The sequence below is a fragment of the Coleofasciculus sp. C1-SOL-03 genome, from assembly GCF_040220555.1.
Classification (GTDB): Bacteria; Cyanobacteriota; Cyanobacteriia; order Cyanobacteriales; family Coleofasciculaceae; genus Coleofasciculus.
Genome location: NZ_JAVJUO010000100.1, coordinates 1 through 25,913 on the forward strand (window position 1 = coordinate 1; position 25,913 = coordinate 25,913).

Annotated in this window: 19 protein-coding genes, 1 other RNA gene and 2 pseudogenes; 8 read left to right on the plus strand and 14 right to left on the minus strand. The window is 46.8% G+C overall.

The genetic code is table 11. From position 1 onward, the window contains the following. Positions 1–137 precede the first annotated feature (137 nt). The 3 genes and pseudogenes from RIE73_RS16605 to RIE73_RS16615 form a co-directional block, all read left to right on the plus strand. Positions 138–514: pseudogene (locus RIE73_RS16605) on the plus strand (PQQ-dependent sugar dehydrogenase); the annotation flags it as partial. A gap of 237 nt (positions 515–751) precedes the next feature. Beyond that, positions 752–6,748, plus strand: a complete 5,997-nt coding sequence (locus RIE73_RS16610) for a PAS domain S-box protein (RefSeq protein ID WP_446402232.1) — start codon at positions 752–754, stop codon at positions 6,746–6,748. Between the two features lie 183 nt (positions 6,749–6,931). Further along, positions 6,932–8,032 (plus strand): hybrid sensor histidine kinase/response regulator, encoded by a 1,101-nt coding sequence (locus tag RIE73_RS16615; RefSeq protein WP_446402233.1) that lies wholly within the window; start codon positions 6,932–6,934, stop codon positions 8,030–8,032. A gap of 26 nt (positions 8,033–8,058) precedes the next feature. On the opposite strand, the gene RIE73_RS16620 is transcribed toward RIE73_RS16615, so the two are convergent. From RIE73_RS16620 to RIE73_RS16645, 6 genes are all read right to left on the minus strand, one after another. After that, complete coding sequence (locus RIE73_RS16620; RefSeq protein WP_446402234.1) at positions 8,059–8,958, minus strand: lipid kinase; 900 nt, start codon at positions 8,956–8,958, stop codon at positions 8,059–8,061. A 162-nt stretch (positions 8,959–9,120) separates the two neighbouring features. Further along, on the minus strand, positions 9,121–10,017 hold the full coding sequence (locus RIE73_RS16625; RefSeq protein WP_446402235.1) for an ROK family protein: 897 nt from the start codon (positions 10,015–10,017) through the stop codon (positions 9,121–9,123). A gap of 79 nt (positions 10,018–10,096) precedes the next feature. Further along, complete coding sequence (locus tag RIE73_RS16630; protein WP_446402236.1) at positions 10,097–10,642, minus strand: hypothetical protein; 546 nt, start codon at positions 10,640–10,642, stop codon at positions 10,097–10,099. A 452-nt stretch (positions 10,643–11,094) separates the two neighbouring features. After that, the gene (locus RIE73_RS16635; RefSeq protein WP_446402237.1) at positions 11,095–11,979 is read right to left on the minus strand and encodes an ABC transporter permease; all 885 of its coding nucleotides are present in this window, start codon (positions 11,977–11,979) and stop codon (positions 11,095–11,097) included. Then, the gene (locus tag RIE73_RS16640) at positions 11,976–12,413 is read right to left on the minus strand and encodes an NUDIX hydrolase (RefSeq protein ID WP_446402238.1); all 438 of its coding nucleotides are present in this window, start codon (positions 12,411–12,413) and stop codon (positions 11,976–11,978) included. The genes RIE73_RS16635 and RIE73_RS16640 overlap by 4 nt, the downstream gene beginning before the upstream one ends. A 44-nt stretch (positions 12,414–12,457) precedes the next feature. Then, on the minus strand, positions 12,458–12,841 hold the full coding sequence (locus RIE73_RS16645) for a hypothetical protein (RefSeq protein ID WP_446402239.1): 384 nt from the start codon (positions 12,839–12,841) through the stop codon (positions 12,458–12,460). A gap of 197 nt (positions 12,842–13,038) precedes the next feature. Between RIE73_RS16645 and folD the strand changes: the two genes are divergently transcribed. From folD to RIE73_RS16660, 3 genes are all read left to right on the plus strand, one after another. Beyond that, a complete protein-coding gene (gene folD, locus RIE73_RS16650) occupies positions 13,039–13,914 on the plus strand; it encodes a bifunctional methylenetetrahydrofolate dehydrogenase/methenyltetrahydrofolate cyclohydrolase FolD (protein ID WP_446402240.1) in 876 nt (291 codons plus the stop codon). 58 nt (positions 13,915–13,972) lie between these two features. Further along, positions 13,973–14,902, plus strand: coding sequence for a geranylgeranyl diphosphate synthase CrtE (gene crtE / locus RIE73_RS16655; protein ID WP_446402241.1), 930 nt, complete (start codon positions 13,973–13,975; stop codon positions 14,900–14,902). A gap of 130 nt (positions 14,903–15,032) precedes the next feature. Next, positions 15,033–15,494 carry a divergent PAP2 family protein gene (locus tag RIE73_RS16660; RefSeq protein WP_446402242.1) on the plus strand — a complete coding sequence of 154 codons (462 nt, stop codon included), beginning with the start codon at positions 15,033–15,035 and terminating at the stop codon, positions 15,492–15,494. Between the two features lie 25 nt (positions 15,495–15,519). Here the strand turns inward: RIE73_RS16660 and RIE73_RS16665 are convergent, their stop codons facing one another. The 7 genes from RIE73_RS16665 to ssrA form a co-directional block, all read right to left on the minus strand. Next, the gene (locus RIE73_RS16665; RefSeq protein ID WP_446402243.1) at positions 15,520–15,849 is read right to left on the minus strand and encodes an MgPME-cyclase complex family protein; all 330 of its coding nucleotides are present in this window, start codon (positions 15,847–15,849) and stop codon (positions 15,520–15,522) included. 235 nt (positions 15,850–16,084) lie between these two features. Next, positions 16,085–16,816, minus strand: a complete 732-nt coding sequence (locus RIE73_RS16670) for a pyridoxine 5'-phosphate synthase (protein ID WP_446402244.1) — start codon at positions 16,814–16,816, stop codon at positions 16,085–16,087. A gap of 153 nt (positions 16,817–16,969) precedes the next feature. After that, positions 16,970–19,411 (minus strand): WD40 repeat domain-containing protein, encoded by a 2,442-nt coding sequence (locus RIE73_RS16675; protein WP_446402245.1) that lies wholly within the window; start codon positions 19,409–19,411, stop codon positions 16,970–16,972. Positions 19,412–19,906: 495 nt separating this feature from the next. After that, the gene (locus RIE73_RS16680) at positions 19,907–21,568 is read right to left on the minus strand and encodes an adenylate/guanylate cyclase domain-containing protein (protein ID WP_446402246.1); all 1,662 of its coding nucleotides are present in this window, start codon (positions 21,566–21,568) and stop codon (positions 19,907–19,909) included. Between the two features lie 390 nt (positions 21,569–21,958). Beyond that, entirely contained in the window at positions 21,959–22,201 is a 243-nt protein-coding gene (locus RIE73_RS16685) for a hypothetical protein (RefSeq protein ID WP_446402247.1), read from the minus strand. Beyond that, a complete protein-coding gene (locus RIE73_RS16690; protein WP_446402248.1) occupies positions 22,167–23,204 on the minus strand; it encodes a helix-turn-helix domain-containing protein in 1,038 nt (345 codons plus the stop codon). The genes RIE73_RS16685 and RIE73_RS16690 overlap by 35 nt, the downstream gene beginning before the upstream one ends. Before the next feature lie 485 nt (positions 23,205–23,689). Further along, positions 23,690–24,080: a transfer-messenger RNA gene (gene ssrA / locus RIE73_RS16695) on the minus strand. A 266-nt stretch (positions 24,081–24,346) separates the two neighbouring features. On the opposite strand from ssrA, the pseudogene RIE73_RS16700 reads away from it, so the two are divergent. Together RIE73_RS16700 and RIE73_RS16705 are read left to right on the plus strand one after the other, a co-directional pair. Continuing rightward, positions 24,347–24,823 (plus strand): annotated as a pseudogene (locus RIE73_RS16700) (zinc ribbon domain-containing protein); the annotation flags it as partial. Positions 24,824–24,881: 58 nt separating this feature from the next. Continuing rightward, entirely contained in the window at positions 24,882–25,220 is a 339-nt protein-coding gene (locus RIE73_RS16705) for a P-II family nitrogen regulator (protein ID WP_006098071.1), read from the plus strand. Between the two features lie 49 nt (positions 25,221–25,269). Here RIE73_RS16705 and rdgB read toward each other — a convergent pair whose 3' ends face one another. Next, positions 25,270–25,842, minus strand: coding sequence for an RdgB/HAM1 family non-canonical purine NTP pyrophosphatase (rdgB, locus tag RIE73_RS16710; protein WP_446402249.1), 573 nt, complete (start codon positions 25,840–25,842; stop codon positions 25,270–25,272). Positions 25,843–25,913 lie beyond the last annotated feature (71 nt).

Here is a 25,913-nt window from a genome sequence, read left to right on the forward strand (position 1 = left end):
ATCATTTTACCGCGTTAAACTTATGGTAGAATTATAGCATAGATTAACTAAGACTCGCAACTAAAGTTGCTGGGCTGAACGCTTCGCTCGGTTTCATCCCTCGGATGAATCGCGAGGGCTTTCACCATCGCTTGTCTGTAAAAGCGGGTGAAAACTATGGTTGGCCCCTCGTCACCCATAGCCGGGAATATTCGGGAGGAATCATTTCAGATCAGCAGTCTCGTCCAGGAATGGTCGATCCCAAACTCGTCTGGACTCCCGCGATCGCACCATCCGGTTTAGTTATCTATGATAGCGATCGCGTCCCCCAGTGGCAGGGCGATTTATTTGCGGGGGGATTAGTTTCCCGCGATATCCGCCATATTGAACTCGATAAATCCGGCAATGTCGTCAAGAAACATCCATCGATATCGGTCAACGGGTGCGGGATGTGCAGCAAAGTCCAGATGGACTATTATACATTCTCACCGATGAAGCCAACGGACAACTAATCCGCATCCAACCCAGTTCATAGTTGCGCTTGTAGTTGCGCTTGTAGTTGCGCTTTAGCGCCGGTTCTAAGTTGCGCTGTCTTCGCCGATAGCCCGATAGCCACTCATGCTTAATGTCATCGAGGACGATTAAGTAAGCTATCTGATCTGAGGAGGCGATTGAAATCGCTGCTACACTTGCCAAAGTCCGCCTGCGCGGACTGTATTATAACTTCTATGCTAGAGAGGAGTTGAATCAGCTTTCGGATGCAATACCTCGCATGGATAGCAACCTCGCCCAACCTAGACGATTTCGCCGGACTTCGATTTCCCGTCAACAAAAACGCCAGTTGATCCTGGCGATTCCTGTCACCTGTCTAGTCACCTCACTCGCCACATTTAGCTGGTTGCAATTCCAAACCGCCCAAGCCGAAGCTAGGTTACGACATACCCAACGGGTGCGTCTGGAAACCAAACGCTTATACTCCGATCTCCTGGAAGCCGAAACCTCTGTGCGAGGGTATGAAATTACCCGTCGTCAAGACTTTCTCAATCGCTATAAATCCGCGATCGCCCAAATTCCGGTCACTCTGGAACAATTGCGTCAACTCGTTTCCCCGGAACAGTCTCAAACCCATCGCCTGCAAACCATTCGTGGATTAACTACCGCTAGAGTCAGCTTGCTACAACGTAATCTCCGACTCGTGGAATCCCAACCCGAAACCGCCACAGACTCCCCGGAGTTCATCAACCAACTGGTGGAGGGGAAGCAAGTCATGGATCAGGTTAACGATGAAATCCAGCAATTTCTGGTAACCGAACAACAACAAGAGGCGCAACTTAACCAACAATTAGACCAACAGCGCCAATTTACTGGCGTTGTCTTGGCACTCTCAGCCGTTATCGGTATCGGGGGTTCGATTCTCGCCGCCTACCTATCCTACCGTTTAGAACACCATTTACAAAACAGCGATCGCCGTTGGCGGGAGAGTGAAGTCCGCTATCGGGCAGTGGTGGAAAATTTCCCCAATGGGGCGGTGCTTCTATTTAATCATGAATTACGCTATCTCTTGGCAGATGGGAGTGGTTTAGCCAGTGTCAGTTTATCTAAATCCCAACTCGAAGGAAACACCATCTGGGAATGCTTGCCTCCCCAAACCTGTACCCAGCTAGAACCCCTCTATCGCCAAGTCTTAGCGGGCGAAACTGTTACCTGTGAGATGCCCTTTGGCGATCGCATTTTCATCGTCCATGCCCTACCCCTGAGAAACCAGACGGGTGAACTGATGGCGGGTATGGTTGTCACTCAGGATATCACAGAGCTTAAACGGTCAGAACAAGAACTCTATAACGCCAATCGCGCCTTGCGAACCCTTTCTGAATGTAACCAGGCGTTAGTCTTAGCGACCGATGAATCCACCCTGCTGCACAATATCTGCCAGATTATTGTGGACTTCGGCGGCTATCGTTGTGCCTGGATTGGGTTTGCCCAACCGGATCAGGCGAAAATGGTGCGTCCCGTTGCCCAAGCGGGGTATGAGGATAACTATATTGAAACCTTACAGATTAGTTGGGGGGATAATCAACACGGCGCCGGACCTACAGGAACCGCGATTCGCAACCGAGAACCCAGAATTATCCAAAATATCCAGACTGATCCAAGTTATCAGCTTTGGCGAGAGGCGGCGAGTCAACAGGGTTATGCGGCATCCATTGCCTTACCCTTAATAGTAGAAGACACCTGTCTAGGGGCGTTGAATATTTATGCCAGTGAACCCGATGCCTTTGATCAAGCTGAAGTCCGATTACTCACAGAATTGGCAAATGACCTGGCTTATGGTATCTCAGCCTTGCGGACACAAGTGGCATTGCGCCACAGTAAACAGCGCTTGGATAGTATTCTCAATGCCCTCGATGATGTGGTGTGGTCAATCTCGGCGACGACAGAGGAGGTGCTTTATCTGAGTCCAGCTACGGAAACCGTCTATGGACGCCCAGTACAAGAGTTTTTTGATCATCCCAGCCTGTGGCTAGAGGTGGTTCATCCGGATGATTATGCCCAAGTGAGTACGTTTAATCACCAGGTCTTAGCCCAGGGAACCTATAGCATAGAATATCGAATTCAGCGACCGGATCGAGAAATTCGCTGGCTTTATGACCGGGGACGGGTGACCTATGATCAGGATGGCAATCCCCTGCGACTCGATGGCATTGCCTCTGATATTACCGATCGCAAACAAGCCGAGGAAGCCTTGCGCCTCAGTGAAGAACGGTGGCATTTAGCCCTGCGCGGGAATAATGATGGCATCTGGGATTGGAATGTCAAAACTAACGAAGTCTTCCTCTCACCCCGTTGGAAAGAAATGTTGGGCTATGAGGACAATGAAATTGCCAATCATCTGGATGAATGGTCGAAACGAGTCCATCCCGATGACTTAGACTGGGTGATGGGAGTGATTCAAGACCATTTTGACCAGAAAACGCCCTATTATAGTAGTGAGCATCGCCTCTTGTGTAAAGATGGCTCCTATAAGTGGATTCTCGATCGCGGACAAGCCCTGTGGGATGAACATGGCACAGTGGTGCGGATGGTAGGATCGCACACCGATATTAGCGATCGCAAAGCGGCAGAAGCGGCATTACAATATCAATTAGACTTTGATCAACTGGTTGCCACGATTTCCACTCGCTTCATTAATCTGGCATCCGCTGATATTCCCGCCGGAATCACCCAAGCGTTAGCCGAAATTGGTGCATTTACCCAAGTGGATACCAGTTATATTTTTCAGGTGAATAAGAATGGGCAGACGGTAACGATGACCCATGAATGGGTAGCACCCGGTATCAACCGCCAAATTCAGGCTTGCCAAGGGGTTTCTATCTCAACGTTCCCGTGGGAATTTGCCCAACTGCAACGGGGTGAGGTGGTTTATATCCCCAGTATTGATTATCTACCTAATGACGCTACCCTAGATCGCCGCGATTGGCAAGCCTCTCATCGATGGTCTCATATTGCGGTTCCCCTAATCTATCAAGGAACGATGATCGGTTGGGTCGGATTTGATTCATTTCATCAGGAAAAAATTTGGTCTGATAGCAGTATTCATCTACTGAGAATCGTCAGTGAAATTTTCACCCATGCATGGCAACGACAAAAAGCAGAAGTCGCCCTGCGAGATAGTGAAACTCGGTTTCGTGCCATGTTTGAGAATAGTAAGGCGATTAAACTCTTAATCGATGCCGAAACGGGGGCAATTGCGGATGCGAATTGGGCGGCGGTCAAGTTTTATGGTTATCCGCGATCGCAATTAGTTACCAAAAAGATTACCGATTTCAATTGTCTCCCCCCGACTCAAGTTAAGGCGGAGATGAGACGGGCAAAATTAGAGGAACGGACTTATTTTATCTTTCCGCACCGTCTGGCGTCAGGAGAGATTCGAGAGGTGGAAGTCTATTCCAGTCCGATTGAGATTCAAGGACGCATTTTCCTGGTTTCGATTATTCATGATATTACCGAACGTAAACAAGCTGAACGGGCATTACAGGATAGTGAAGAACGCTTCCGGGCTATCTTTGAACAAGCCTCTGTTGGCATTGCCCTAGCTACACCCTCTGGCGAACTCTTGCGGGTAAATCAACGCTATTGTGAAATTACCGGTTATCCTGAATCGGAATTAGTGGGGCGGCTGGTGCAAGATATTACTCACCCGGATGATCGGGATCATAATATTGAGTATTTACAGCAGTTGATGACGGGGAAAGTTTTTACCTACTCGACGGAAAAACGCTACATTCGTAAAGATGGAAAATGGCGATGGGTTTATATCTCACTCTCGCGGGTGCGGGATTCGGAAAACGACCAAAACTATATCCTGGCTGTTGTCGAAGATATTAGCGATCGCAAAGCCACAGAAGCGGAACTGCGTGATAGTGAGGCGAAATTCCGGGCGTTCTTGGAATCGGCGTCGGAAGCGATTATGGTGACCAATGCCCAAGGGGAAATTGTGGTCTTTAATGCTAAAGCAGAAGAGTTATTTGGTTATCAACGCACTGAGGTATTGGGTCAGCCGATTGAATATTTAATCCCACCCCGTTATCACTCCAGCCATCGGAGTAAACGCGCCAATTATATGACCCATCCTCAGAAAAGAGTCATGGGCGAAATTAAGAATTTATCTGCCCAACGGCGGGATGGGAGTGAGTTTCCCGTTGAAGTCGGATTGAGTACGATTCAAACCCAAAATGGCAGGTTTGTAATTGTCTTTCTTAATGATATTACGGAACGCCAGCAGGCGGAAAATGAGATTAAACGCCTCAACCATCAGTTAGAACGTCAGATTCGCGAAACGGAGACGCGATATGCCCAAATTGTGGAACTCGCTGAGGAAGGTATTTGGGTAACAAATGCCCAAGGAAATACCACCTACATTAATCAGGCAATGGCGCGGATGTTGGAGTATACCGAGGCGGAAATCTTAGGACATGCGATCGCGGATTTTATTACGCCTGGGGATAACTATTTTGCCCCCTCGTCCAGTATGCCGCTAAATCCCAGCCAGGTGCATCGACAAGAGGTGCAATTACGCCAGAAATCGGGAGACACGATTTGGGCATATATGTCCACCAGTCCCGTCCTGGATGACCAAGGCAACCTATTATGGTCTTGTGCCTTAGTGTATGATATCACGGAACGCAAACAGGCAGAAAAACAGTTACGCGAAAGTAATGAACGGATTAGTTTAGCCAATGCGGAATTAGCCAGGGCTACCCGGTTAAAAGATGAGTTTCTGGCAAGTATGAGTCATGAATTGCGAACCCCGCTGAACGCGATTCTGGGGTTAGCCGAAGCCCTACAGGAAGAAGTCTATGGGAAGTTAACCGCCAAGCAGCGAAAATCCCTGGCGACAATAGAACAAAGTGGCAAGCATTTGTTAGATTTAATTAATGATATTCTGGATCTGTCTAAAATTGAATCCGGGAAAATGTCGTTCTCGGTTACGCCCGTTTCCGTAGATTGGGTTTGTAAATCGAGTTTAACCTTTATCAAACAGCAGGCGCAGCAGAAAAACATTCGACTGGATTACCAGATTCCACCGGGGGTAAGCGAGATTGAAGTGGATGAACGACGCCTGCGGCAAGTGTTAGTGAATTTATTAAGTAATGCGGTCAAATTTACGCCAGAGGGTGGCGAAGTGTCGTTGACAGTAACGGCAGATGCAGACAATGAACAGTTACAGTTTAGTGTTACCGATACGGGGATTGGGATTGCCCCAGAAAACCTGAATAAACTGTTTAAACCGTTTGTGCAATTAGATAGTAGTCTTTCGCGTCGCTATGCTGGTACGGGGTTAGGGTTAGCATTGGTACGGCGAATTGTGGAATTACAAGGAGGAAGTATTGGGTTAGAAAGTGAGGTGGGTAAAGGAAGTTGCTTCACGGTGACGCTTCCCTGGAAACATACCCGGTTGAGGGGGCAAACCCTGGGGGAGGCTAAACTGGTGGCTGGAGAATTACCGCCGATTCACAACGCCTTAGTCGTAGAAGACTCGGATGCGTCAGCGGATCATCTTGCCCGGTATCTGGGAGAATTAGGCGTAACAGTTTTAATTCATCCTCAGGGTGAAGGCACAATTGAGGCGGTGCAGCAATTTAAGCCGGATGTGATTATCTTGGACATTTTACTGCCGAATGTTTCCGGTTGGCAGGTATTGGTTCAGTTAAAAGAAAATCCGGCTACGGCATCCATTCCGGTGGTGGTGGTTTCTGTGGTGGATGATCCGACGCAAGCGTTAGAATTAGGGGCGTCTGACTATCTGCTGAAACCCGTTTCTCGTCCCCAGTTACAGTCGGTTTTGAGTCAGTTGTTTGCCCCGACATCGGAGAATGATGATCCGGTGGTGGCACAATCGTTACCGTTAATTCTATTGGCAGAAGATAATGAGGCAAATATTGTCACGCTGACGGATTATTTGCACAGTAAAGGGTTTCGGGTGGTTTTAGCCCGAAACGGTATGGAAGCGGTGCAGCAAGCTAAACAGTATATACCAGATTTAATTTTAATGGATATTCAAATGCCAGAAATGGATGGATTAGCAGCAACATGCCAGATTCGGGCGGATCGGAATTTGCCGGGAATGCCGATTATTGCCGTAACCGCTTTGGCAATGCCTGGGGATCGGGAAAAATGCTTGGCGGCAGGGGCAACGGAGTATATGGCGAAGCCGATTAGCTTGAAAAGGTTGGTGAAGCTGATTGAACAATATCTGAATCAGGGGTAAAAGAGTAGAAGGGTAATGCTCTTATTGACTTTATTCGTTCAATACTCACAGGATTCAAAACACTAAATATATCATAATCCATCTAAACCGTTATCATTTCCTGCTACCTTGCCACCTTACGCCTTACCCTCTGCCTTGCAGCCTTGCAGCCTCCTGCCTATCTTTACCTAAACATTGCTACCTATGGTTAGCCTAAATCAGAATACGTCTATCCTAATCGTGGATGATGATCCCAATGCCTTTGATGTGATAGAAGCCCATCTCTATCGAGAGGGGTATGACTTATTTTATGCGTCAAGTGGTGCAGAAGCGTTAAACCTTCTCGACTCCGTGGAACCGGATGTTATCTTACTGGATGTGATGATGCCGAAGTTAAATGGGATTGAGGTTTGCCGCATCATCAAATCCGATTCCCATTGGAAACACGTTCCCGTGATTATTGTAACGGCACTTAACTCCAAAGAAGACCTGGCGCGATCGCTAAATGCAGGTGCTGATGATTTTATCACCAAACCCGTCAGCGGAATTGAACTACGGGCAAGAGTGCGATCGATGTTACGGATTAAGCAGCAATATGATGCCTTAGAAGCGACGTTGCGGATGCGGGAAGATTTGTCGAATATGATCGTCCATGATTTAAGAAATCCGCTGACGAATATTTTACTCTGTAGCGATTTACTGCTACAAACTGCCGCCAATACTAAGGATTTACAGCGATTGCAAATTATTTCTGACTCCAGTCGCGAACTCAACTCCATGATCGATAACTTATTGATGTTGGCGAAAATGGAATCAGGGAAAATGGTATTAAATCAAGCGTTTGTTGATTTCAATGAATTGATTGCTGATGTGATGTTTCAGTTTCAGGAAATTGCTAAACAGAAAAAAGTAAAACTCAGAACCAAGTTAGCTGATAACCAAGATTCTCTGTTCCTTGATATAAACTTATTTCATCGCGTATTAGAGAATTTAATTTCCAACGCGATCAAATTCTCTCCTCCAGACAGTTTAGTCATTGTCACTGTTAATTATCGTCATGATGCTATCCCCTCCAATTTTCCCGACTCAAAAGCCGAACTTCAGATTATCGATTCAGGTCCAGGAGTTAGTGAAGAACGCAAGCACCATATTTTTGACAAATATGAAGTAGGAGATTTAATGAGTGGGGTGTCTCAGATTGGCTTAGGGTTAACCTTTTGTAAAATGGTGATTGAGGCGCATCATGGCAGAATATTTGTCACTGACAACCATCCCCAAGGTTCTATCTTTACCGTCGTTCTGTGAAGGTACTCGACTAGCGAAGCGAAGGGTTAAAACTCACCATTTCTGGGCACCAAAACCGATATCGCTTGGGGAATCACGCGAAATGTAGCTGGTGTAGAGGTGGTAATTTCTCCATCGGTATTGATAGAACGCGGTTTACGAGTATAGATTTCAAATTCCGTACCCTGGAGAGTCCGGACTCCGGGTAAATCCTTGTGTTGTCCTCGCCATAACGCCGGGAGTATCAATAAAATATGCCACCAATGCCGCATTTCCAGACTGTACAAATCTAGTTTTTGATCATCAATGGTGGCGTCATGTGCCACAGTCATTCCCCCCCCATAATGTCGCCCATTCCCGATGGCAATTTGAATTGTTTTGATCCGAATCGTTTCTCCATTGATGCGAATTGCTGCCCGAAAGGGTCGTGCTTGCCACATTACCTTGAAGGCTGTAGCGAGGTACGCCAGAATTCCCCAGCGACGTTTGGCATCTTTGGTGAGGCGCTGAGTAATTTGCACACTCAACCCACAACTGGCTACATTAAAAAAGTAGTGATTATTTACCAATCCTAAGTCTATTTTATGGTATCGACCTGTGGCAATGACTTGGCACGCTTGGGGTATAGCCATGGGAATTTGCAACGTCCGCGCCAAATCATTCGCTGTTCCTAAGGGTAAAATCCCTAACGGTAATTGAGTATCGACTAACCCATCTATCGCGGCATTCAGTGTACCATCTCCTCCCCCAATAATTACCACGTCTACCTGATGGTGATAGTGACGGATTATGTCCGGAAGGTTTAGGGGATTGTCTGTTAATTCTTCTAGTACAATAAAACCCAGTTGCTTCAGTTGACGAATGGCTTCGGCGAGATGTTCTTGTCCGTGACGAGACTGACGGTTGACGACGAGTAATACTCTTTTAGGTGGCAACTGGGAATTCATTCGTCATTTGTCCTTCGTCATTTGTCAGGGTTTGAGGACTCCTCACAGCACCTCATCGTATTGAGTTTATTTCCACGACTTATTACATCTTATCGGTTTGATGCGATCGCACATCTTCCTAACGGGTAACTATTTAACGAAGGACGAAGGGCAAATGACCAATCATAATTCATCATTTCTCATTTGTAACGCTAACTTAGCTGCCCCGACCATTCCCGCCTGATTACCGAGGGTAGCTGTAAGTAACTGTAAACCTGTACGAGAACTGGGTAACACTCGACGTTCAATTTCTGCCCAAGCCGCTGGGAAGAAAAATTTGGCACTGGCACTCACTCCACCGCCAATAATAATCGCTTCTGGAGTAAGGACATAAATCAAACTCGCCAATCCTGCACCTAAATCCCGTCCGTAATGGTTCCAGAATGCTAACGCCTTTGGATTGCCTTGGTTTGCCAAAATCCCCAGTTCAGCCGATTCTTTTCCAGTACGGCGGCGAATTGCCCCAATGGACAGATATTGTTCCAGAGACCCCTGATTGCCACTATTACAAGGCGGACCCTCTGGATTTAATGTGATTAATCCTAACTCCCCAGCCGCGCCTTGGTGACCGACAAAGAGTTTCCCATCTAGAATAACTGCACCGCCGACGCCAGTACCCAACGTCAGCATAATCAGATGGCGAAACTGACGTCCTGCACCTAACCAAGCTTCGCCTAAACCCGCACAATTGGCATCATTGGCGATAATCGTCGGACAACCTGTTTTAGCTTCTAACCAATCGGCTAAGGGAATATCATGCCAATCATTGAGGTTAATCGCCACTCTCGCAATCCGTCCGGTTGCATCCGCAGGTCCGGGAGTACCCACACCAATGGCAATCACGTTATGGTTAGTATCAAGTTGTGCGATCGCCTCTGCCATCACTTCAACCACGGCTTTGGGGGTTGACGGTTGAGGTGTCGCCACGGTTAACGATTGGATGCAAGTGCCATCTTTCTGGAAACGTCCCAGCTTAATCGCGGTTCCACCTAAGTCAATACCAATTACGTTATTTGTCATTTATCAGGGAACAGGGAACAGGGAACAGGGAACAGGGAACAGGGAACAGGGAACAGGGAATATGCCATATTCAACCATATTAATCAGTGATGTTGAATGAATTCCAAAAGGATTGGAAGTCTTGTTGGGCGCGGCGGTAATTAGCTTCTTTCTGGTCTAAAATAGCTTGGGAGATTTCGCCATCTTGGTATTGTTCTTGGGCAAGTTCAAATTCGAGTTTAGCAATCTGATACGCTTGTTTTTTCAGCGTGCCTTCTACAGAACCCAGCCAGTTATGGAAGCCTAGATGTTGCGTTTCCCAGTCAGTATGACCAATTTCCGCCATTTGGCGATCGCCTAAAATCGGTTGGCTAGCTTCGGTTAATTCCTGGAAGCTAGATAGGGCGTTTCTAATTTGTTGAATTCGTTCTAGGGAGTTGGAGAGAGAAAAGCGTTCATTTAAAGTATAGTCAACAGGTTCATCAGGATGAACCGGATAGAGGGATGGGTTATCTTGAGATACATTAGCAGGTTGAGGCAATTGGGCAACAGAACTTGTCCACCATAACCCTGCACTAGCCAGGGGAATGAGTAGTAACCCACCAATGGCGGCAAAACGTAGAGATTTGGGTTGGATAAATTTCATACAAATTGGCTGATAGAATTCTCAGCTTTTCAGGCTACGTCTTAATTATTCGATCAGAGTGGGGCGATTTCCGGTTCCTTTGCCAGGGAGGATATCACCTTTGTCGGATACTCCCTCATTAAACCGGGCGCACGCCGTGCGCCCCTACAGTTTCTGGGTGTAACGCTAATCCACTCTCATTCGGTGTGCCACGACCAGGATGCTTGCCATTATTTTATTGACATTCAGGTTTAAATACAGAACAGCTTAGGACGCGATCGCTCATTTAGGATTCGCGAGCGCAATAGTTTTACGATCGCAATAGTTTTAGTCATCGACAACCCCTCAGCTAACCCTAATAAACGTTCTTTGTCGTCGTTGAAAAATACCTCGCCGTAGCTGTATTTAAGGAAATCCGTTGTACTCACCACAATCTGATATAAAGCAGGGGGAGCTAGAGCCGTAGAGCCGCCTCATCTCCCCTCTCGCCAATGAGGATTAATAATCTCCGTTAACCCTTCTCCCAATAACGATAAGCCAACCACCATCGATGTCATCGCTAAACCAGGAAATAACGCTGTCCACCAAATTCCTGTGGGTAAAGCATCCAGCGCTTGACGCAAATCATGTCCCCATTCTGGGGTTTCTTCCGGTAGTCCCAGTCCCAAGAATCCCAGTCCCCCTAAAATTAAAATAGCGTCAGCGGCGTTGAGGGTAAATAAAACCGGGACGCTTTGAATCACATTCAGAAATAGGTAACGGGAGAGAACCCGCCCAGGGGTTGCTCCCATCGCTTGGGCGGCTTCGATAAATAATTCCGTTTTAACGCTGACAGTATGGTTACGAACAACGCGATAATATTGGGGAACGTAAGAAATACTCAGTGCGATCGCGGCATTGAAGACGCCTCGCCCCACCACAAAGGCTAAGGTAATCGATAACAACAATCCCGGCAAGGTATAGATCGTATCCATCAAAAACAGCAACACCCGATCTAATCGACCGCCGAGATACCCACTAACTAACCCCAAGGGAACACCAATAATTAAACTCAAACTGGTTGCCAGAATCACCACCTTTAGCGCCGCTTGAGAACCAAACAAGGTGCGGGAGAAAACATCATACCCTTGGCGTGTCGTACCAAACCAATGGTCGCTACCCGGAGGTTCGTGAATCGGGTTAATCAGGGATGCGGTGGGATCTTGCAGCCATCCCCATGCTTGAAAAACAGGGGCAAAAATAGCGATGAGGATGAACACCAAGGTAATCACCATTCCCACCGCCATCAGTTTCATGGACAGGCTAGCATATCGGCTAAAACGGAACAGATGAGACAATCGTAGGCGCGTCAGGGTCATGGGTAAGGTTTCCTTGCCAAAAAATCTAATAAAATTGTCTGGTGAGGTTGCCCCAAGGGACGCACCTGATCCGCTACTTCCGAATAAGCCTGACCTGCCTTAATTTGTTCAGGCGTCAATAAACCCAGATCCCAACCTTCTTGTAATACCAATTGATTCAATTCCACCGTTAACGGCGCGTGGAATATATGACGAATAACGTGGGCATCATTATAGCAATCAAACTTTGCCAATTGGGGCGGAGCATAGCAAATTTCTTCGAGTAATTCTCGCCGCATCGCTTCCTCTGGCGTTTCGCCCGGTTCCATATGACCGCCAAAGAACCCCCAGCACCCCGGATAAAGAATGCCAGGGATGTCGTTCCTTAGCTGCATCAGCAACCGTCCCGAACGGTAGAGAATCGCGATCGCGACTTCAATCGATTGACTCTTCATTCTTACCAATAACGAATGACATAAGACAAATGACAAAGGACAAATCACTCAAGCTGTTCGGTTTCCTGAAGATAGACTTCACCCATTTCCTGTCCACCGATGGGAATACTTTGAAATTGTACCTGTCCCCCAATTACAACCTGATCCCCCACATTGGGAAGTTCTTGATTGCTGACAATCCAAATTTTGCCTGTGGTGTCCTGGACTTGATAAGCCCCGGAGTTCAAAAAGGGGGCTTGACTGATCACTTGACCTTGAAGATAAACCACTTCTTGGGTATTCTGAGTAGATTGGATCTCACTAATCGCCGTAACATCTACGGTGTGGGCGCTACCCATACCATTCGGACTACCCAGCAGAGGGACATTGCTACAACTTACCAGTCCTCCTCCAAACAGCAAAGCACACATTGGCAGGAGATAAAACATAGTTAACCTTTGGCGAGTTGAAATTGACGAGCAAAGGCGTGAGCGATGGTCGTTTTGAGCAGACATTGCCATGACTGTTCCCCACGCTAAATGGTGTACATCCCGGTTATAGCTTAGATGCTTGAGAATTGAATACTGGGCAGTGACACCACTGCCCGTACAATAATCAAAGTCCTTTGATGTCTTTCAACCTGCCGATGAAATCTGTTTACCCTCAGTTACTGGATGGCAAAGCCCTGGCTCAACGCATTCAAGATCAGCTCAAAGCGGAAGTAGAACGGCTCCAACCAACGTATGGACGCCCCCCTGGATTAGCAGTGCTAATGGTCGGTGATAACCCGGCTAGCGCTGCCTACGTGCGGAATAAAGAACGTGCTTGTGCCAAAGTTGGGATTGCCTCCTTTGGGCAACATTTTCCGGCTGATGTCTCTCAATCCGAGGTCGAGCAAACCATTCATCGCCTCAATCAAGATCCAAATGTCGATGGTATCCTCCTGCAACTTCCTTTACCTGAACACCTAAATAGCGTCTATTTACTCCACCAAATTGATCCCAATAAAGATGTCGATGGACTGCATCCCCTAAATTTAGGGCGTCTGGTGCGAGGTGAAACGGGACTGCAAAGCTGTACGCCAGCGGGAGTGATGCGCCTGTTGCGGGAGTACCAGATTGATGTGAAAGGAAAACATGCTGTTGTCGTGGGGCGGAGTATTTTGGTGGGCAAGCCCATGGCGCTAATGTTACTCGAAGCTGATGCTACCGTTACTGTTGCCCATTTACGGACAAAAAATTTGCCTGAACTGATTCGTCAGGCAGATATCTTGATTACTGCTGCCGGATGCCCTAATTTAATTACGGCGGATCAGGTTAAACCGAATGCCATTGTGATTGATGTGGGTATAAATCGCGTCACCGATACTCAAGGAAAATCCCGCCTCGTGGGTGATGTGGATTTTGACGCCGTTCGGGATATGACCCAATTTATCACGCCGGTTCCTGGTGGCGTTGGACCGATGACGGTGACGATGTTATTGCAAAATACTGTTTTGAGCTATACCAGGGTTCACTCATAACGCGCCTAGGCTCGTAGAATTGTTAAGACAGTACACAGACGATTTAAGGAATGATGGCATGGTAGCAACAGATGGGCGACCTGCCCCCAATGGGGAATCCCCAGCCTTTGATTTATCGACCTATTTAAAAGAGCGCCAAGCTCAAGTGGAGGCAGCTTTAGACCGTTCTTTGCCCCTAGGTTATCCGGAAAAGATTTATGAGGCAATGCGCTATTCTCTCTTAGCTGGGGGGAAACGGTTGCGTCCGATTCTTTGTCTGGCAACCTGTGAACTGGTGGGTGGCACGATTGAGATGGCAATGCCAACCGCTTGCGCTTTGGAAATGCTCCACACCATGTCGTTAATTCATGATGATCTCCCCGCAATGGATAACGACGACTACCGTCGGGGTAAACTCACCAATCATAAGGTTTACGGTGAGGATATGGCGATTCTGGCGGGCGATGGTTTGCTGGCGTATGCATTTGAATATGTCGCCACCCAAACCCAAGGCGTTCCAGCCGAGCGGGTATTGCAGGTGATTGCTCGTCTAGGTCGAACCGTGGGCGCAACTGGATTGGTTGGGGGTCAAGTGGTTGATTTGGAATCAGAGGGAAAATCGGATATTCAAGAGGAAACCCTCAATTACATTCACACCCATAAAACCGGAGCGTTGCTGGAAACTTGTGTCGTCTGTGGTGGAATTTTGGCAGATGCAACCGATGCGGATATAGAACGTCTGTCTCGCTATGCTCAAAATATTGGCTTAGCGTTTCAAATTATCGATGATATCCTGGACATCACCGCGACTCAGGAGGAATTAGGCAAAACGGCGGGGAAAGACCTGCAAGCGCAGAAAGCGACATATCCTAGCCTCTGGGGACTAGAGGCTTCTAAAGCTAAAGCTCAAGAGTTGATTGAAGAGGCTATTGCCCAACTTGAACCGTTTGGTGAGCGCTCTCAACCCTTAATTGCTCTGGCTGATTTCATTACCGCACGGACGTATTAGGTGTTTGTCAGGGAATAGGGAATAGGGAATAGGGAATAGGGAACAGGGAACAGGGATTTCCAGAGCAACTCCTTTGATTTGTAACTGCTCAAACATCCGTTGATCAACAACAAATTTTAACTGAAACACGATGCAGGATTTTGGCAACATCCTAAACAACCAGGTACTGCTGGTTGCGCTGATTGCTTGTTTAGTGGCTCAACTGCTTAAGCTACTGGTCGAGTTAACGAAAGATCGGAAATTTAATCTCCGCACCTTGGTGACAACTGGCGGGATGCCTAGCGCTCATTCAGCGCTGGTTACCGCCTTGGCTGCGGGTGTGGGGCAAACAATGGGATGGGCGTCTCCTAATTTTGCGATCGCGACTATTTTTGCTGTTATTGTGATGTACGATGCCGCAGGTGTTCGACAAGCCGCAGGTAAGCAAGCTCGTATCCTTAATCAAATTATTGATGAGTTATTTCAAGAAGGCAAAGAGTTTAATGAGGATCGTCTGAAAGAATTACTGGGGCATACCCCATTTCAAGTGATTGTGGGTTCAATCTTAGGGGTACTTATTTCTTGGTTAGCTGCCCCAGCTTATGGTTTTTAGAGTTGGGGTTGAACGGAAGCCTCGGTTAAGAGACAGAGGCTAAAGAGGCAATGGGGTCAGGAATTGTATCCGAAGGTGCCTGAAATTCTCCAGTTTTGACGAATTCTAAGCGTAGCTTTAACCAAGTGATAAAGTTGGGGTTGGTTGAAATAACAGCGGCGGCGGGTTGAGGACAGTCTTGTTTGACTTGCGCCATTTCTGGGGCTTCTAAAAAGGCGGGTTGTTTGACCAGCCAAAAGTCAATCTCTTTTCCCTTATCCTGGTAGTCTTTGGTTCGTTCTCTGAGAACTTCTTCAAAGGGTTCTTCTTCAAGTAAGAAGCGTTGACTGGCGACTAGATAGTAATAGGTTTGCATGGTTTTAATTGGGTGATTGGTGAACAGGTGATTGGGGAAGATGCTTCGTTTCGCTAGTCGGGCAAGTTCATTTATGGGTGGGGAGGGCGGGTTTCGTTGAACAGTTATCGGTGACTAGCTGAATTGATTCCCTAAACCCGCCCCGACAAGTGTGGCTAAACCCGCCCCGACAATTATGGCTAAACCTGCCCGACAATTGACAGACGTGTCATAGTATGTATGGAACATTTTTGACTTAACTCCCCTCATCTTTTGTTCGCATGGCTTGCTTCATTTCCCGAACGGCTCGTTCTAATCCAACTAGCGAGGCTCGTGCGATAATACTATGACCAATATTAAGTTCTTCCATACCTTCTAAACAAGCCACTGGGTAAACATTCCAATAGGTTAAACCATGACCTGCATTCACACGCAACCCAGCCGCGATCGCTTGTTGGCATCCTTTGGCTAAGAGTTCTAGTTGCGTTTGGCGACTCGCTTCGTCTTTGGCTTCGGCATAAGATCCGGTATGCAGTTCAATAAACTTGGCGTTAATTGCCGCCGATGCTTCGATCTGGGCAGGATCAGCATCGATAAATAGACTAACGGGAATCCCCGCATCTTGCAACTGAGCCACCACTTCACCCAGGCGCGACTTTTGACCCGCAATATCCAATCCTCCCTCAGTGGTGACTTCTTCCCGCCGTTCTGGAACTAGGGTAATATAATCCGGTTTAACCTCAAGTGCGATCGCCACCATTTCTTCTGTCGGTGCCATTTCCATATTTAAGTGAGTTCGCACCGTTTGCCGCAAGAGTCGGATATCCCGATCTTGGATATGGCGTCGATCTTCCCGCAGGTGGGCAGTAATCCCATCCGCCCCCGCTAATTCGGCTAACACCGCCGCCGCCACGGGATCGGGTTCCACAGTGCGCCGCGCCTGTCGAATGGTAGCGATGTGGTCAATGTTGACGCCAAGGGTTAGCACTCGCGTTTTTCTCCTGAAACTGTTTTCTCTACAGCCCTTTATCTTAGCAGGGGTTTGGGGAGTCGTAAGACCCACGCTGTAATCTGTGATGAGCGTGCTGGGATGCACGACTCCCCAAGGTTAATTTAGGTAACTCAATACTTTACTTTTATTTTATCGGGGACGCCACAATTTAATCGTCTGATCCTCACTCCCACTAGCAAGGAGTCCATCGCCACCAATGGCAAGGGCGTATACTGGGGCGGTATGATCCTCAAGGGTTTGCATAAGTTCTCCCCGATGCAGATGCCAAACCTTGATTGTCTTGTCCTCACTCCCACTGATCAGATATTCACCATCTGGACTCAGCGCGATCGCATACACCGCTCCTGTATGATCAGTTAATGTCGCCAAGAGTTTCCCCGTCTCAAAATCCCAGAGTTTAATCGTCTGATCTTCACTCCCACTCACAATCGTTTGCCCATCGGGACTAATCGCCACCGCCCTAACACTGGCTTTATGTCCACTCAGCGTCCGTAATAATTCCCCTGTTGCCAATTTCCATATCTTAACCGTCTTATCCCCACTTCCACTCACTAAACTTTGACCATCGGGACTAATCGCTAGGGAATACACCCATTCTTTATGCCCAAATAGCGTGCGGAAGGGTTCTCCTGTGTTTAAGTTCCATAACTTAATTTTGTGGGAACCACTAGCCAGAGTTTGATTATCCGGACTAATCGCTAGGGAATGAATCTGCTTGCGATGTCCCGAAAGCGTCCACAGCAGTTTACCCTGATGTAGATTCCAAACTTTAATATAACTGCGATTTTTCGACTGATCGCTACTGGCTAAGATCTGCCCATCGTGACTAAGGGTAAGGGTTAAAACGCCACCCGAATGCCCATTCAACTTCTGAATGGGTGTCGAATTCAGGCTGATAATATCCCAAATCTTAATCGTACTATCACCGCCACAACTTAACAGGGTGCGTCCATGGGGATGAATCGCGATCGCCCGGACTTTACCACTGAGTCCCGTGAACGTAGAGGTTAAGCTCAGATTAGCAAACGTCTGCGACTGTTGACGGGATGCGATCGCCTCTAGCAAGTCCTGAACTTGATTTGCCCCCTGTTCATCCCCCACAGCGGCTAAACAGGATTGCAGCATCTGGCAATAGTTGTAATCCTGTTGGGTTAATACCAATCGCATCGCCTCAAATGCCTGTAAGCCTTCCCGATGCGGCTGTTGCCGTTGTTGCAGCCACGCTTTCAGAGACGATTTAATCTGTATCGTTGCCCAAGATTTATCGGGTAAACAGGTCAAACTCTGTGCCAGTTTTAAACTCAGTTCCGGTTCCCAGTAAGGGCGTTCACTAATCAGGGACTGTAACACCTCTTGATAAATTGAAAGAGTAGTTTGCATCACCACTTGGACTAAATCGGGATCAGAAACCTCTGCAATTAAGGGCGGTAATAATTCCGGCAAAAGCGGCGGTACATCCGAATGAACCAGATGATGGATATCCGACACCCAGCCCGCCACTAAACAGTGACAGGTACTTAAAAACTGGCAAAAGTTATCCCAGTCTTTGCGGTTCACTTTATAGGGAAAAATCAATTCATGGGTATCAATTCCAGCTTGCTGTAATTCCTCAGCTTCTTCTAAATAGGCTAAATTAATCGCATTGTCGCCACCTTTGGCATTAATATCCTCAAGACTCTTACCCAATGCCAGGAGTTTATCTCGCGTGGTTTTCCATTTCAACGCCCGGACTTTGGCGGATTCGTAGATAAAATCGCGATAGGAGAACTTACATAACGTAGAATAACAGTAACTCTCCTGTCCCAATCCCCAATAGGCGAGGCGAAAAATCAGAAAATCTCCATCAATTTCCGACTCTAAAATTAAGGTTGGCTCAGATTTCAACAGGCTAAACAGCGCCTTAATACTCGATTCACTATGAAACCGCTTACTCTCCCACGCCCCGCCTAAAAATTCAGTGGGTCTTACTTGAGAGTGTAGGGAATAATGTTGACTGAGAAATTCTCGCAATCGTTGCGCCAAACCCAGTTCAATATCTGGCACTTGCGACGGGATCTCGCCAAACCGTTCAAACTGAACCTGAGGAGGGGCAATAAAAATTCGCAACGGAATCGGGCGATTAGGTCGATGAGGTTCGAGGAGTTGGGAGGGAAACAGGCGCAGGGGCCAATGATCGAGGATTTTATGGACTTCCGGTAACTGGAGGGTGGTTTCCCGGTGATAGGCAGCGAGTTTGAATAGGGTTTGGCGATGTTCGCTGACGAGTTGTTGCTGCAGGGCTTTCTGTTGCTGGAAGCGCTGCTGTTCTAGGTGATCCGTGTCATCTACGGTTTGCGCGATCGCGTTGATCACGTCTGGCAGTTTGTTGGCGAAATGTTGCCCCATTGCCACCACTTTTTCCCCTTGAGGGGGTTTATCGACCCCCTGATCGGGTATGATTATCGGCTTAAGTTTCGATATTGGTTTCTCGTTTAGGGGTATACCACTGAATTGATTAGTTGTTTTCAGATAGACTAGGCTCTTAAAAACAGGGATAGCCCATTGCAGAAGTAATTTTAACCACGGCTCCATAACAGATATATCCAGAGGCAACATTGACCTGAATAGTCAGGATTTACGCTTGCTTTACCGTTGAACCACCATCTGTGGGGGACTCTTAATGAACATTTTTCTCAACTTAAGCTGAAAACTAATGAGAGTATAGCGTTTACCACTTCTCCCTGATTCCCTCACCCCATCTCCCCAATACTTATTCAGCAAGCCCTACTCTAGGTTTATCCGAGTCATATCGGCATTAACCCAGTTTTCACAGTCTTTGGTTATCGGTCAGGATGACAAAATCAAGGATAGCAGGGAGGGGTGACACCCCCTATGTAAAGCACAACACAATCAGCACATCGGAAGCCAGATGCACCTGAGGCAGTAAGACCAAATCCGCTTAAGGAACCCCCTTTATCCCTTGGATACTTTTGCCGTCTATCCCTAAGACTTTACACCTTCCACCAAATAAGGTGTGCCACGACAGTAGGGTGTGGGGATGCCAGACGTTAGTGCTGGGCTTAATGCTTAAGATCGGCTAACTGTGGTTACTAAATCAACATTCTCGCACAATACATCCGTCGCGTTATATTGTTCCCACAAAACCCGATAGAGATGTAACGGCGAAGCCTTACCCTTCACCCAAACCGGTGATATCTTTTCGAGGGGAATAGTCGGATCACCTAGCTGATCAAACGTACTTTCAGCAATTAAAATTTCCCCGGCTTTAGCCACGTCACAAATTCGACTACTCACATTCGTCGTATCACCTATCGTGGCATATTGAATCAAATTTTTAGACCCAATATTGCCCGCCGCAACTGTCCCCGTATTCAAGCCAATGTGAATTTGAATCGGTTGTCGGTTTTCGCGAATCCATTTTTGATTTAAGCGGGACACCGCCCATTGCATTTCAATCGCCGCCTGTACCGCTAAATCTACATCATTAGGTTGACGATACGGTGCGCCCCAAATTGCCAGAATTCCATCACCGATATACTTTTCTAATGTTCCTTCATAAGGAAACACAATCTCTTCAACAATGACTTGGAAATACTCATTCAGCATTTCCACAATCTGACGCGGTTCCATTTCCGCCGACATTTGCGTATAGTTGCTAATATCGGCAAACAAAGCCGTCACTTCTGTCTCCACCGTGGCTAAATTCCCTTCTTCCCGTAACTTACGACTCACCGATTGAGGAAAGAATCGTTCCAATTTTGCCCTCATTACTTCCTGTTCCTGCATCTTCTTATACAGGCGAGAATTTTCGATCGCGATCGCGGCTTGGTTGGCTAGACAGGTTAAAAACTCTAAATCCTCATCAGAATAGATATCGGTCATTGACAAATTATCCACATACAATACGCCAATTACCTCATCTGCGGGCTTCAGAGGAACACACATTGCGGCATGAATTCCTTGTTCAACAATGGAGATTGAATCGTTAAATAAGTTATCTTTTCGCGCATCATGGGTGAGAATTGCATCCCCCTGATCACGGACGAAATTAGTGATTTTGCTACTGTAAAAGTTTTCGTCAGTTGGGATTCCAGACCGCCAGTTTACGGCTTTTTGTTCCAGACTATCACGGGTTTCATTAACCATCAAAATTGTGGCGCGATCGATATGCATAATTTCAAACAGCAAATCGACGATTTTTTGCAGCAATTGATCCGGGTCTTCAGGAGAGGACAGTTGTTTACTAACTTCCAGTAAAATTTGCAATTTATCAACCGTTCGTTGATGAGCATCCTGCTGCTTCAGTTTGATAATAGAGTTGTCTGATTTATCGGTTTGCAATAAGTCAGTAATTGCAATTCGAGTTTCTTCCGGAGAGACTTGCTTGACAATTGAAAGTTCAGTATCACTGTCTGATGATGCAGGTTCCTCAACCTTAGATATTTGCTGCACAAATTGGAATGATACATTTCCTAAACGAATAGAATCTCCATCCTTAAGTTGACATTCTTCCACTTTAAATTCATTAACAAATGTACCATTTAGACTATGGAGATCCCGAAGTATCACAACCTCAGGAGAAAGCAGAATTTGAGCGTGATAACGGGAAAGATAGCTATGGTCAACCACAATAGTATTATCCTCTTCCCGCCCAATGGTATTCGCGCCCAAACTTAACGGATAGATTTGCTTGTGCAAAATTTCACAAGTACAGATTAAGTAAGTCACTTGTTTAAAGGGGGTAAGATTGCTAAAAACTGTTAAGGAAACACTATATAGTTCTGATCCAAGGATTATTAGAACCAGTTTCAGGAGCAATTCGCGCTTTCCAGACGGCTTATGATTCGGGACTGTACAGGAGTATATGTAGGGTGGGCAATGCCCACCCTGCCTCTATATAGGGTTTTAATCCTCAAATCGCGTAAGTCCTACTGTATTACCAAGGAAGCTGCTAATAACCGAGTCTTATTCAATGTTCCTATCTCTTTATTCTGACTACAGGGATGCTGTCAGATAGATGTGTGTTAGGAATTGGTGAGGAATTGGCAAAGAGTCTATAAAGTTGTCATTTATCATTTGTCATTCGTCATACTCGCTTTCATCGAGAAGCAAGCTACGTCATTCGTCCTTTGTTAATTGTTGATGCTTCCGCCGAAAAAATTTCCTCATTTTCCCTATCTTCCCTATCTTCCCTATCTCCCCTATCTCCCCTATCTTCCCCATCTTCCCTATCTCACCTATCTCCCCTATCTTCCCCATCTCCCCTATCTTCCCCATCTTCCCTATCTCCCCTATCTCCCCTATCTCCCCTATCTTCCCCATCTCCTCAAAACGGAAATGCCTCAGGGGGAGCAATATCATCTCCTGCTTGTACACCAGTTTGACTCGATTTAATTCCAGGCTTATGCGTAGATCTGTTAGTTTCAGCTGTTGGAGAATTAGCGTTTTGACCCGAAGGAATAGGTTCAGGTTCCGCTGTATTTTGGGGTGCAGATTGTTGCTGCGACATCCAGTTGAGTCCTCCCACCGCTCCTGCAATCAGCGTGGCGTAACCTAGATATAAATGAACAGATTTAAGGTGAAACCCTGTCGCTACAGGATCTTTATACCAGGAAGGAATCACAGACTTGACCGGATCAATTTCCGGCAAAGACAAGGCTAACCCTACACCATCTAACCCTAGAGCATAACCAAGCCGACGAATAAAACCACGAACATAAATATCCTCTGGTAATTGCGCCAGACTACCCGTTTCTAATGCTTCAATTTGATGAATGGGGACTAAGGTTTGGCGATGTAGTTGCTGAAGGCTCAAAGAGCGGGATTTACGCGCTCGTCGCAGTTGTTGACCAATTTGCTGCAACATCTCTTCCCGTTCTAGGGAAAGCTTTTGGGCGGCTAATTCTGCTTTAGTGAGTTTTTTACGCGACTGAGTTTCCCCAATCTCTCGATCTGCTAAACTGGGCGATAAGTTTGTCTCAACTCTATGGGACATCGTTTCTTTCGAGCCAATGGGACATTCCGTCTCTTCAGTTTGGGGAATCTCCAACTCCTCCTCTTCGGTTTCTGTCGGTTGATTCATTCCCTCAGAAGCCACAGGAGTCACAGGAACCACCTTATACTGTCTGGCAAATTCCTGAAATGTCAGCCTGACGGCTTCTCGCCCCACCGCCTTGACTAGAATATGAGCATTGCTTGAGGCTTCGCCTAACATCGTTTGTAACCCAGCCATTGTGCGGCGGTAAACTTCACTATCGATGAGTTCCGCCTCAATCTGATTCAGAATAGACCGCAATCCTTCCTGAGAAAGTTCAATGGTTGAGCTATCGATAAAACCATTACCATACGTAGGTTGCATTACCATAATAACTTGCTCTTGCTCGTTGTTGTTTACATATTTAAGGATGAGGTACTCCAGAGTCAGGGATTCGGTTGGATAGGATGAATCCCCTACTCCTTTTGGGCGGTCAAATCCTCGCATCCTTACCTCCAATATCATGATTGAATGAACACCAAAGCCGGAGTTTGGAGTTCATTCATCTGACCCGCAACAATTGTTAATAAATTGATCAGGGTACCGAAGGCGTTTGATTACCTTTTTCTGTCATCAAGGCATTCATCCGGATAATCTGAGCCTAAATCTGGGTTCACTATTTCCTTTTTGGTAAGGACAAGGCAGATGGCAGAGATTAGATGGCAGAAGGCTTAGGAAACAGCACCCCGGTAATATAAGAGGTTAACGAAGCAGATTTGGTATGAATTATGGCAAACTAATCAACGTATAATCAATGATAAAAACCCCTTCATGCTAGATGAAGGGGTCTTATTGCATCTGAAAATTGAATTGAGAAATGGAGCCTACGGGAATTGAACCCGTGTCCGCATTGGGTATTTACCTACCGATCATTCACAGGTTTAGCCCTTCTCATCCTCAGGGCGGGAACCATCCATTATCCCGGATGGTGGGATGCTTTGGTTAGGTCTTTGCTAGAGAGCCGACCAAAGACAGCTCGCCTAGCGCATCCGTTGGGGTTGTGTCCTTAGCCCTTAACGGAGTCAGACTAAGAACGCTCGAACCTATGAGAGGTATTTAAGCGGCTACAGGAGCTGCCTTACGAGCAAAAGGAACGATGTTGTTCGCAGTTACTTTTTTTTGAGTCCGGGATTTACGAGAGAAGACTCACTCTCGACCTGTATCACGGGTTGGCTTTCACCAACACGTCGAAACCATTAAGGCCCCCTGTGATATATTTTCATTTTAATCAAAAGTTGGGCGATCGACCACCGTAGCCTTGGGAAGTGTTGAGTGTGTAGGGGCGGGTTTAGGGATTATCGCGCAAGCTATTGATGGTAACGTTTGTACAAAACCCGCCCTGACTGAGTGTTGACCGTCTGGGAATTGGCGATTGGCGACGGGCAATGCATACGACACCCCAAATAAATGTATTCAATGTTACAAAAAATTTATTGATGGGAGTGTAAAACTAAATCGCGATTATCTCCGGAACTGATATAGTCAGCAGTAATAGCCTAATGGCTGGTGAACGGCTAAATGTCAAAAAAATGACAGGCAAAGCCAAGAAGGGTAAACGAAAACCACAGAAAGCTGGATTAAATCGGTCTATCCTTGACGTTGGTTTTGGTATGATTGGAGACTTGTTAACCTATAAAGCGGCTGAAGCTAATGGCTTCTATGTCGAGTCACCAACACAGAAACTCAAACCTACTCAGCGATGTGCTAAGTGCTGGGAACTGACTCCCAAGACCTTAGCAGATAGAGTTCATGTTTGCTCTAATCCCGACTGTAATCATGTTGAGGATAGAGACGTAAATGCTGCTCAAGTCAACGAGATTTGGGCAAGGGGGCAGGAACTGTCCTCTTTAGACGCCGAGTTGCCTAGCTCTACTACATACGGAAGTATGAAGCAACTAGGGGCGAAGAAACGTCAGAAACAGCGACTTCAACGAAATAAGTCGCCGTAGTTCATCGTGTCATGCTGGTCTGATACATATAAAGAAACGTAAGTGAGGAGCTAGAATCTTGAAAAAGGTAGAAGCGATTATTCGACCCTTTAAACTCGATGAAGTTAAAATCGCCCTCGTCAACGCGGGAATCGTCGGAATGACGGTTTCAGAAGTTCGGGGCTTTGGACGCCAAAAAGGTCAAACCGAACGCTATCGAGGTTCTGAATACACCGTTGAGTTCCTGCAAAAGCTCAAGGTGGAGATTGTCGTCGAAGATGCCCAAGTCGATATGGTAGTAGAAAAAGTTATTGCTGCTGCTCGCACGGGTGAAATTGGCGACGGAAAAATCTTCATCAGTCCCGTTGAGGAAATTGTCCGGATCAGAACGGGTGAACGGAATCTGGAAGCTGTTTAAACCTAACTTATGAATTATGGATTAAAAATTAATTTTTCTAATTCATAATTCATAAGAGTTGGTTGAACTGGGGAAGGAGTAACTCAAAGGCTTTGCCACGGTGACTGTAGCGTCGCTTCAGTTCCGGAGTCATTTGGGCAAACGTCAATTCCTGTTCTGGCACATAAAAAATCGGATCGTAGCCAAAGCCACCTGTACCCAAGGGCGTCTTGAGGATTTCACCTCGGCACACCCCCTCCACTTCTAAGGCGATTTTGCCATGAGGACGAGCGATCGCGATTGCACAAACAAACTGCGCCCCCCGATTGGATGTATTCCCTAATTCAGACAGCAACCGCTCAATCCGTTCTGTATCGGTTTTGCCATAGCGTGCAGAATAAATCCCCGGCGCTCCATTTAAAGCATCCACTTGCAAGCCAGAATCATCGGCGATTGACCATTCACCCGTGGCTTGGGCGACACCTAACGCCTTGAGACGAGCATTTGCGGTAAAGGTATCGCCTGTTTCCTCAATCTCTATTTCCGGTGGCTTAAGCTGCAATTCCCAGGGCAAATCACCCAGATATGCCTGCATCTCGCGCAATTTACCGGGATTTCCTGTGGCAACAATTAGGTTGGTCATTTGTCATTTGTTAGGGAACAGGGAACAGGGAATAGGCAATAGGCAATAGGCAACACCTCGGCTTCGCTCGG

Bases quoted from the DNA above. Each gene is read 5' to 3' on its own strand.
- RIE73_RS16660 (WP_446402242.1), top strand. From the start codon at position 15,033: ATGCAGGATTTTGGCAACATCCTAAACAACCAGGTACTGCTGGTTGCG.
- RIE73_RS16625 (WP_446402235.1), bottom strand. From the start codon at position 10,017: ATGACAAATAACGTAATTGGTATTGACTTAGGTGGAACCGCGATTAAG.
- RIE73_RS16615 (WP_446402233.1), top strand. From the start codon at position 6,932: ATGGTTAGCCTAAATCAGAATACGTCTATCCTAATCGTGGATGATGAT.
- RIE73_RS16635 (WP_446402237.1), bottom strand. From the start codon at position 11,979: ATGACCCTGACGCGCCTACGATTGTCTCATCTGTTCCGTTTTAGCCGA.
- RIE73_RS16665 (WP_446402243.1), bottom strand. From the start codon at position 15,849: ATGCAAACCTATTACTATCTAGTCGCCAGTCAACGCTTCTTACTTGAA.
- RIE73_RS16630 (WP_446402236.1), bottom strand. From the start codon at position 10,642: ATGAAATTTATCCAACCCAAATCTCTACGTTTTGCCGCCATTGGTGGG.
- RIE73_RS16675 (WP_446402245.1), bottom strand. From the start codon at position 19,411: ATGGAGCCGTGGTTAAAATTACTTCTGCAATGGGCTATCCCTGTTTTT.
- RIE73_RS16640 (WP_446402238.1), bottom strand. From the start codon at position 12,413: ATGAAGAGTCAATCGATTGAAGTCGCGATCGCGATTCTCTACCGTTCG.
- folD (WP_446402240.1), top strand. From the start codon at position 13,039: ATGAAATCTGTTTACCCTCAGTTACTGGATGGCAAAGCCCTGGCTCAA.
- crtE (WP_446402241.1), top strand. From the start codon at position 13,973: ATGGTAGCAACAGATGGGCGACCTGCCCCCAATGGGGAATCCCCAGCC.
- RIE73_RS16610 (WP_446402232.1), top strand. From the start codon at position 752: ATGGATAGCAACCTCGCCCAACCTAGACGATTTCGCCGGACTTCGATT.
- RIE73_RS16645 (WP_446402239.1), bottom strand. From the start codon at position 12,841: ATGTTTTATCTCCTGCCAATGTGTGCTTTGCTGTTTGGAGGAGGACTG.
- RIE73_RS16620 (WP_446402234.1), bottom strand. From the start codon at position 8,958: ATGAATTCCCAGTTGCCACCTAAAAGAGTATTACTCGTCGTCAACCGT.
- RIE73_RS16690 (WP_446402248.1), bottom strand. From the start codon at position 23,204: ATGGTAATGCAACCTACGTATGGTAATGGTTTTATCGATAGCTCAACC.
- rdgB (WP_446402249.1), bottom strand. From the start codon at position 25,842: ATGACCAACCTAATTGTTGCCACAGGAAATCCCGGTAAATTGCGCGAG.
- RIE73_RS16685 (WP_446402247.1), bottom strand. From the start codon at position 22,201: ATGATATTGCTCCCCCTGAGGCATTTCCGTTTTGAGGAGATGGGGAAG.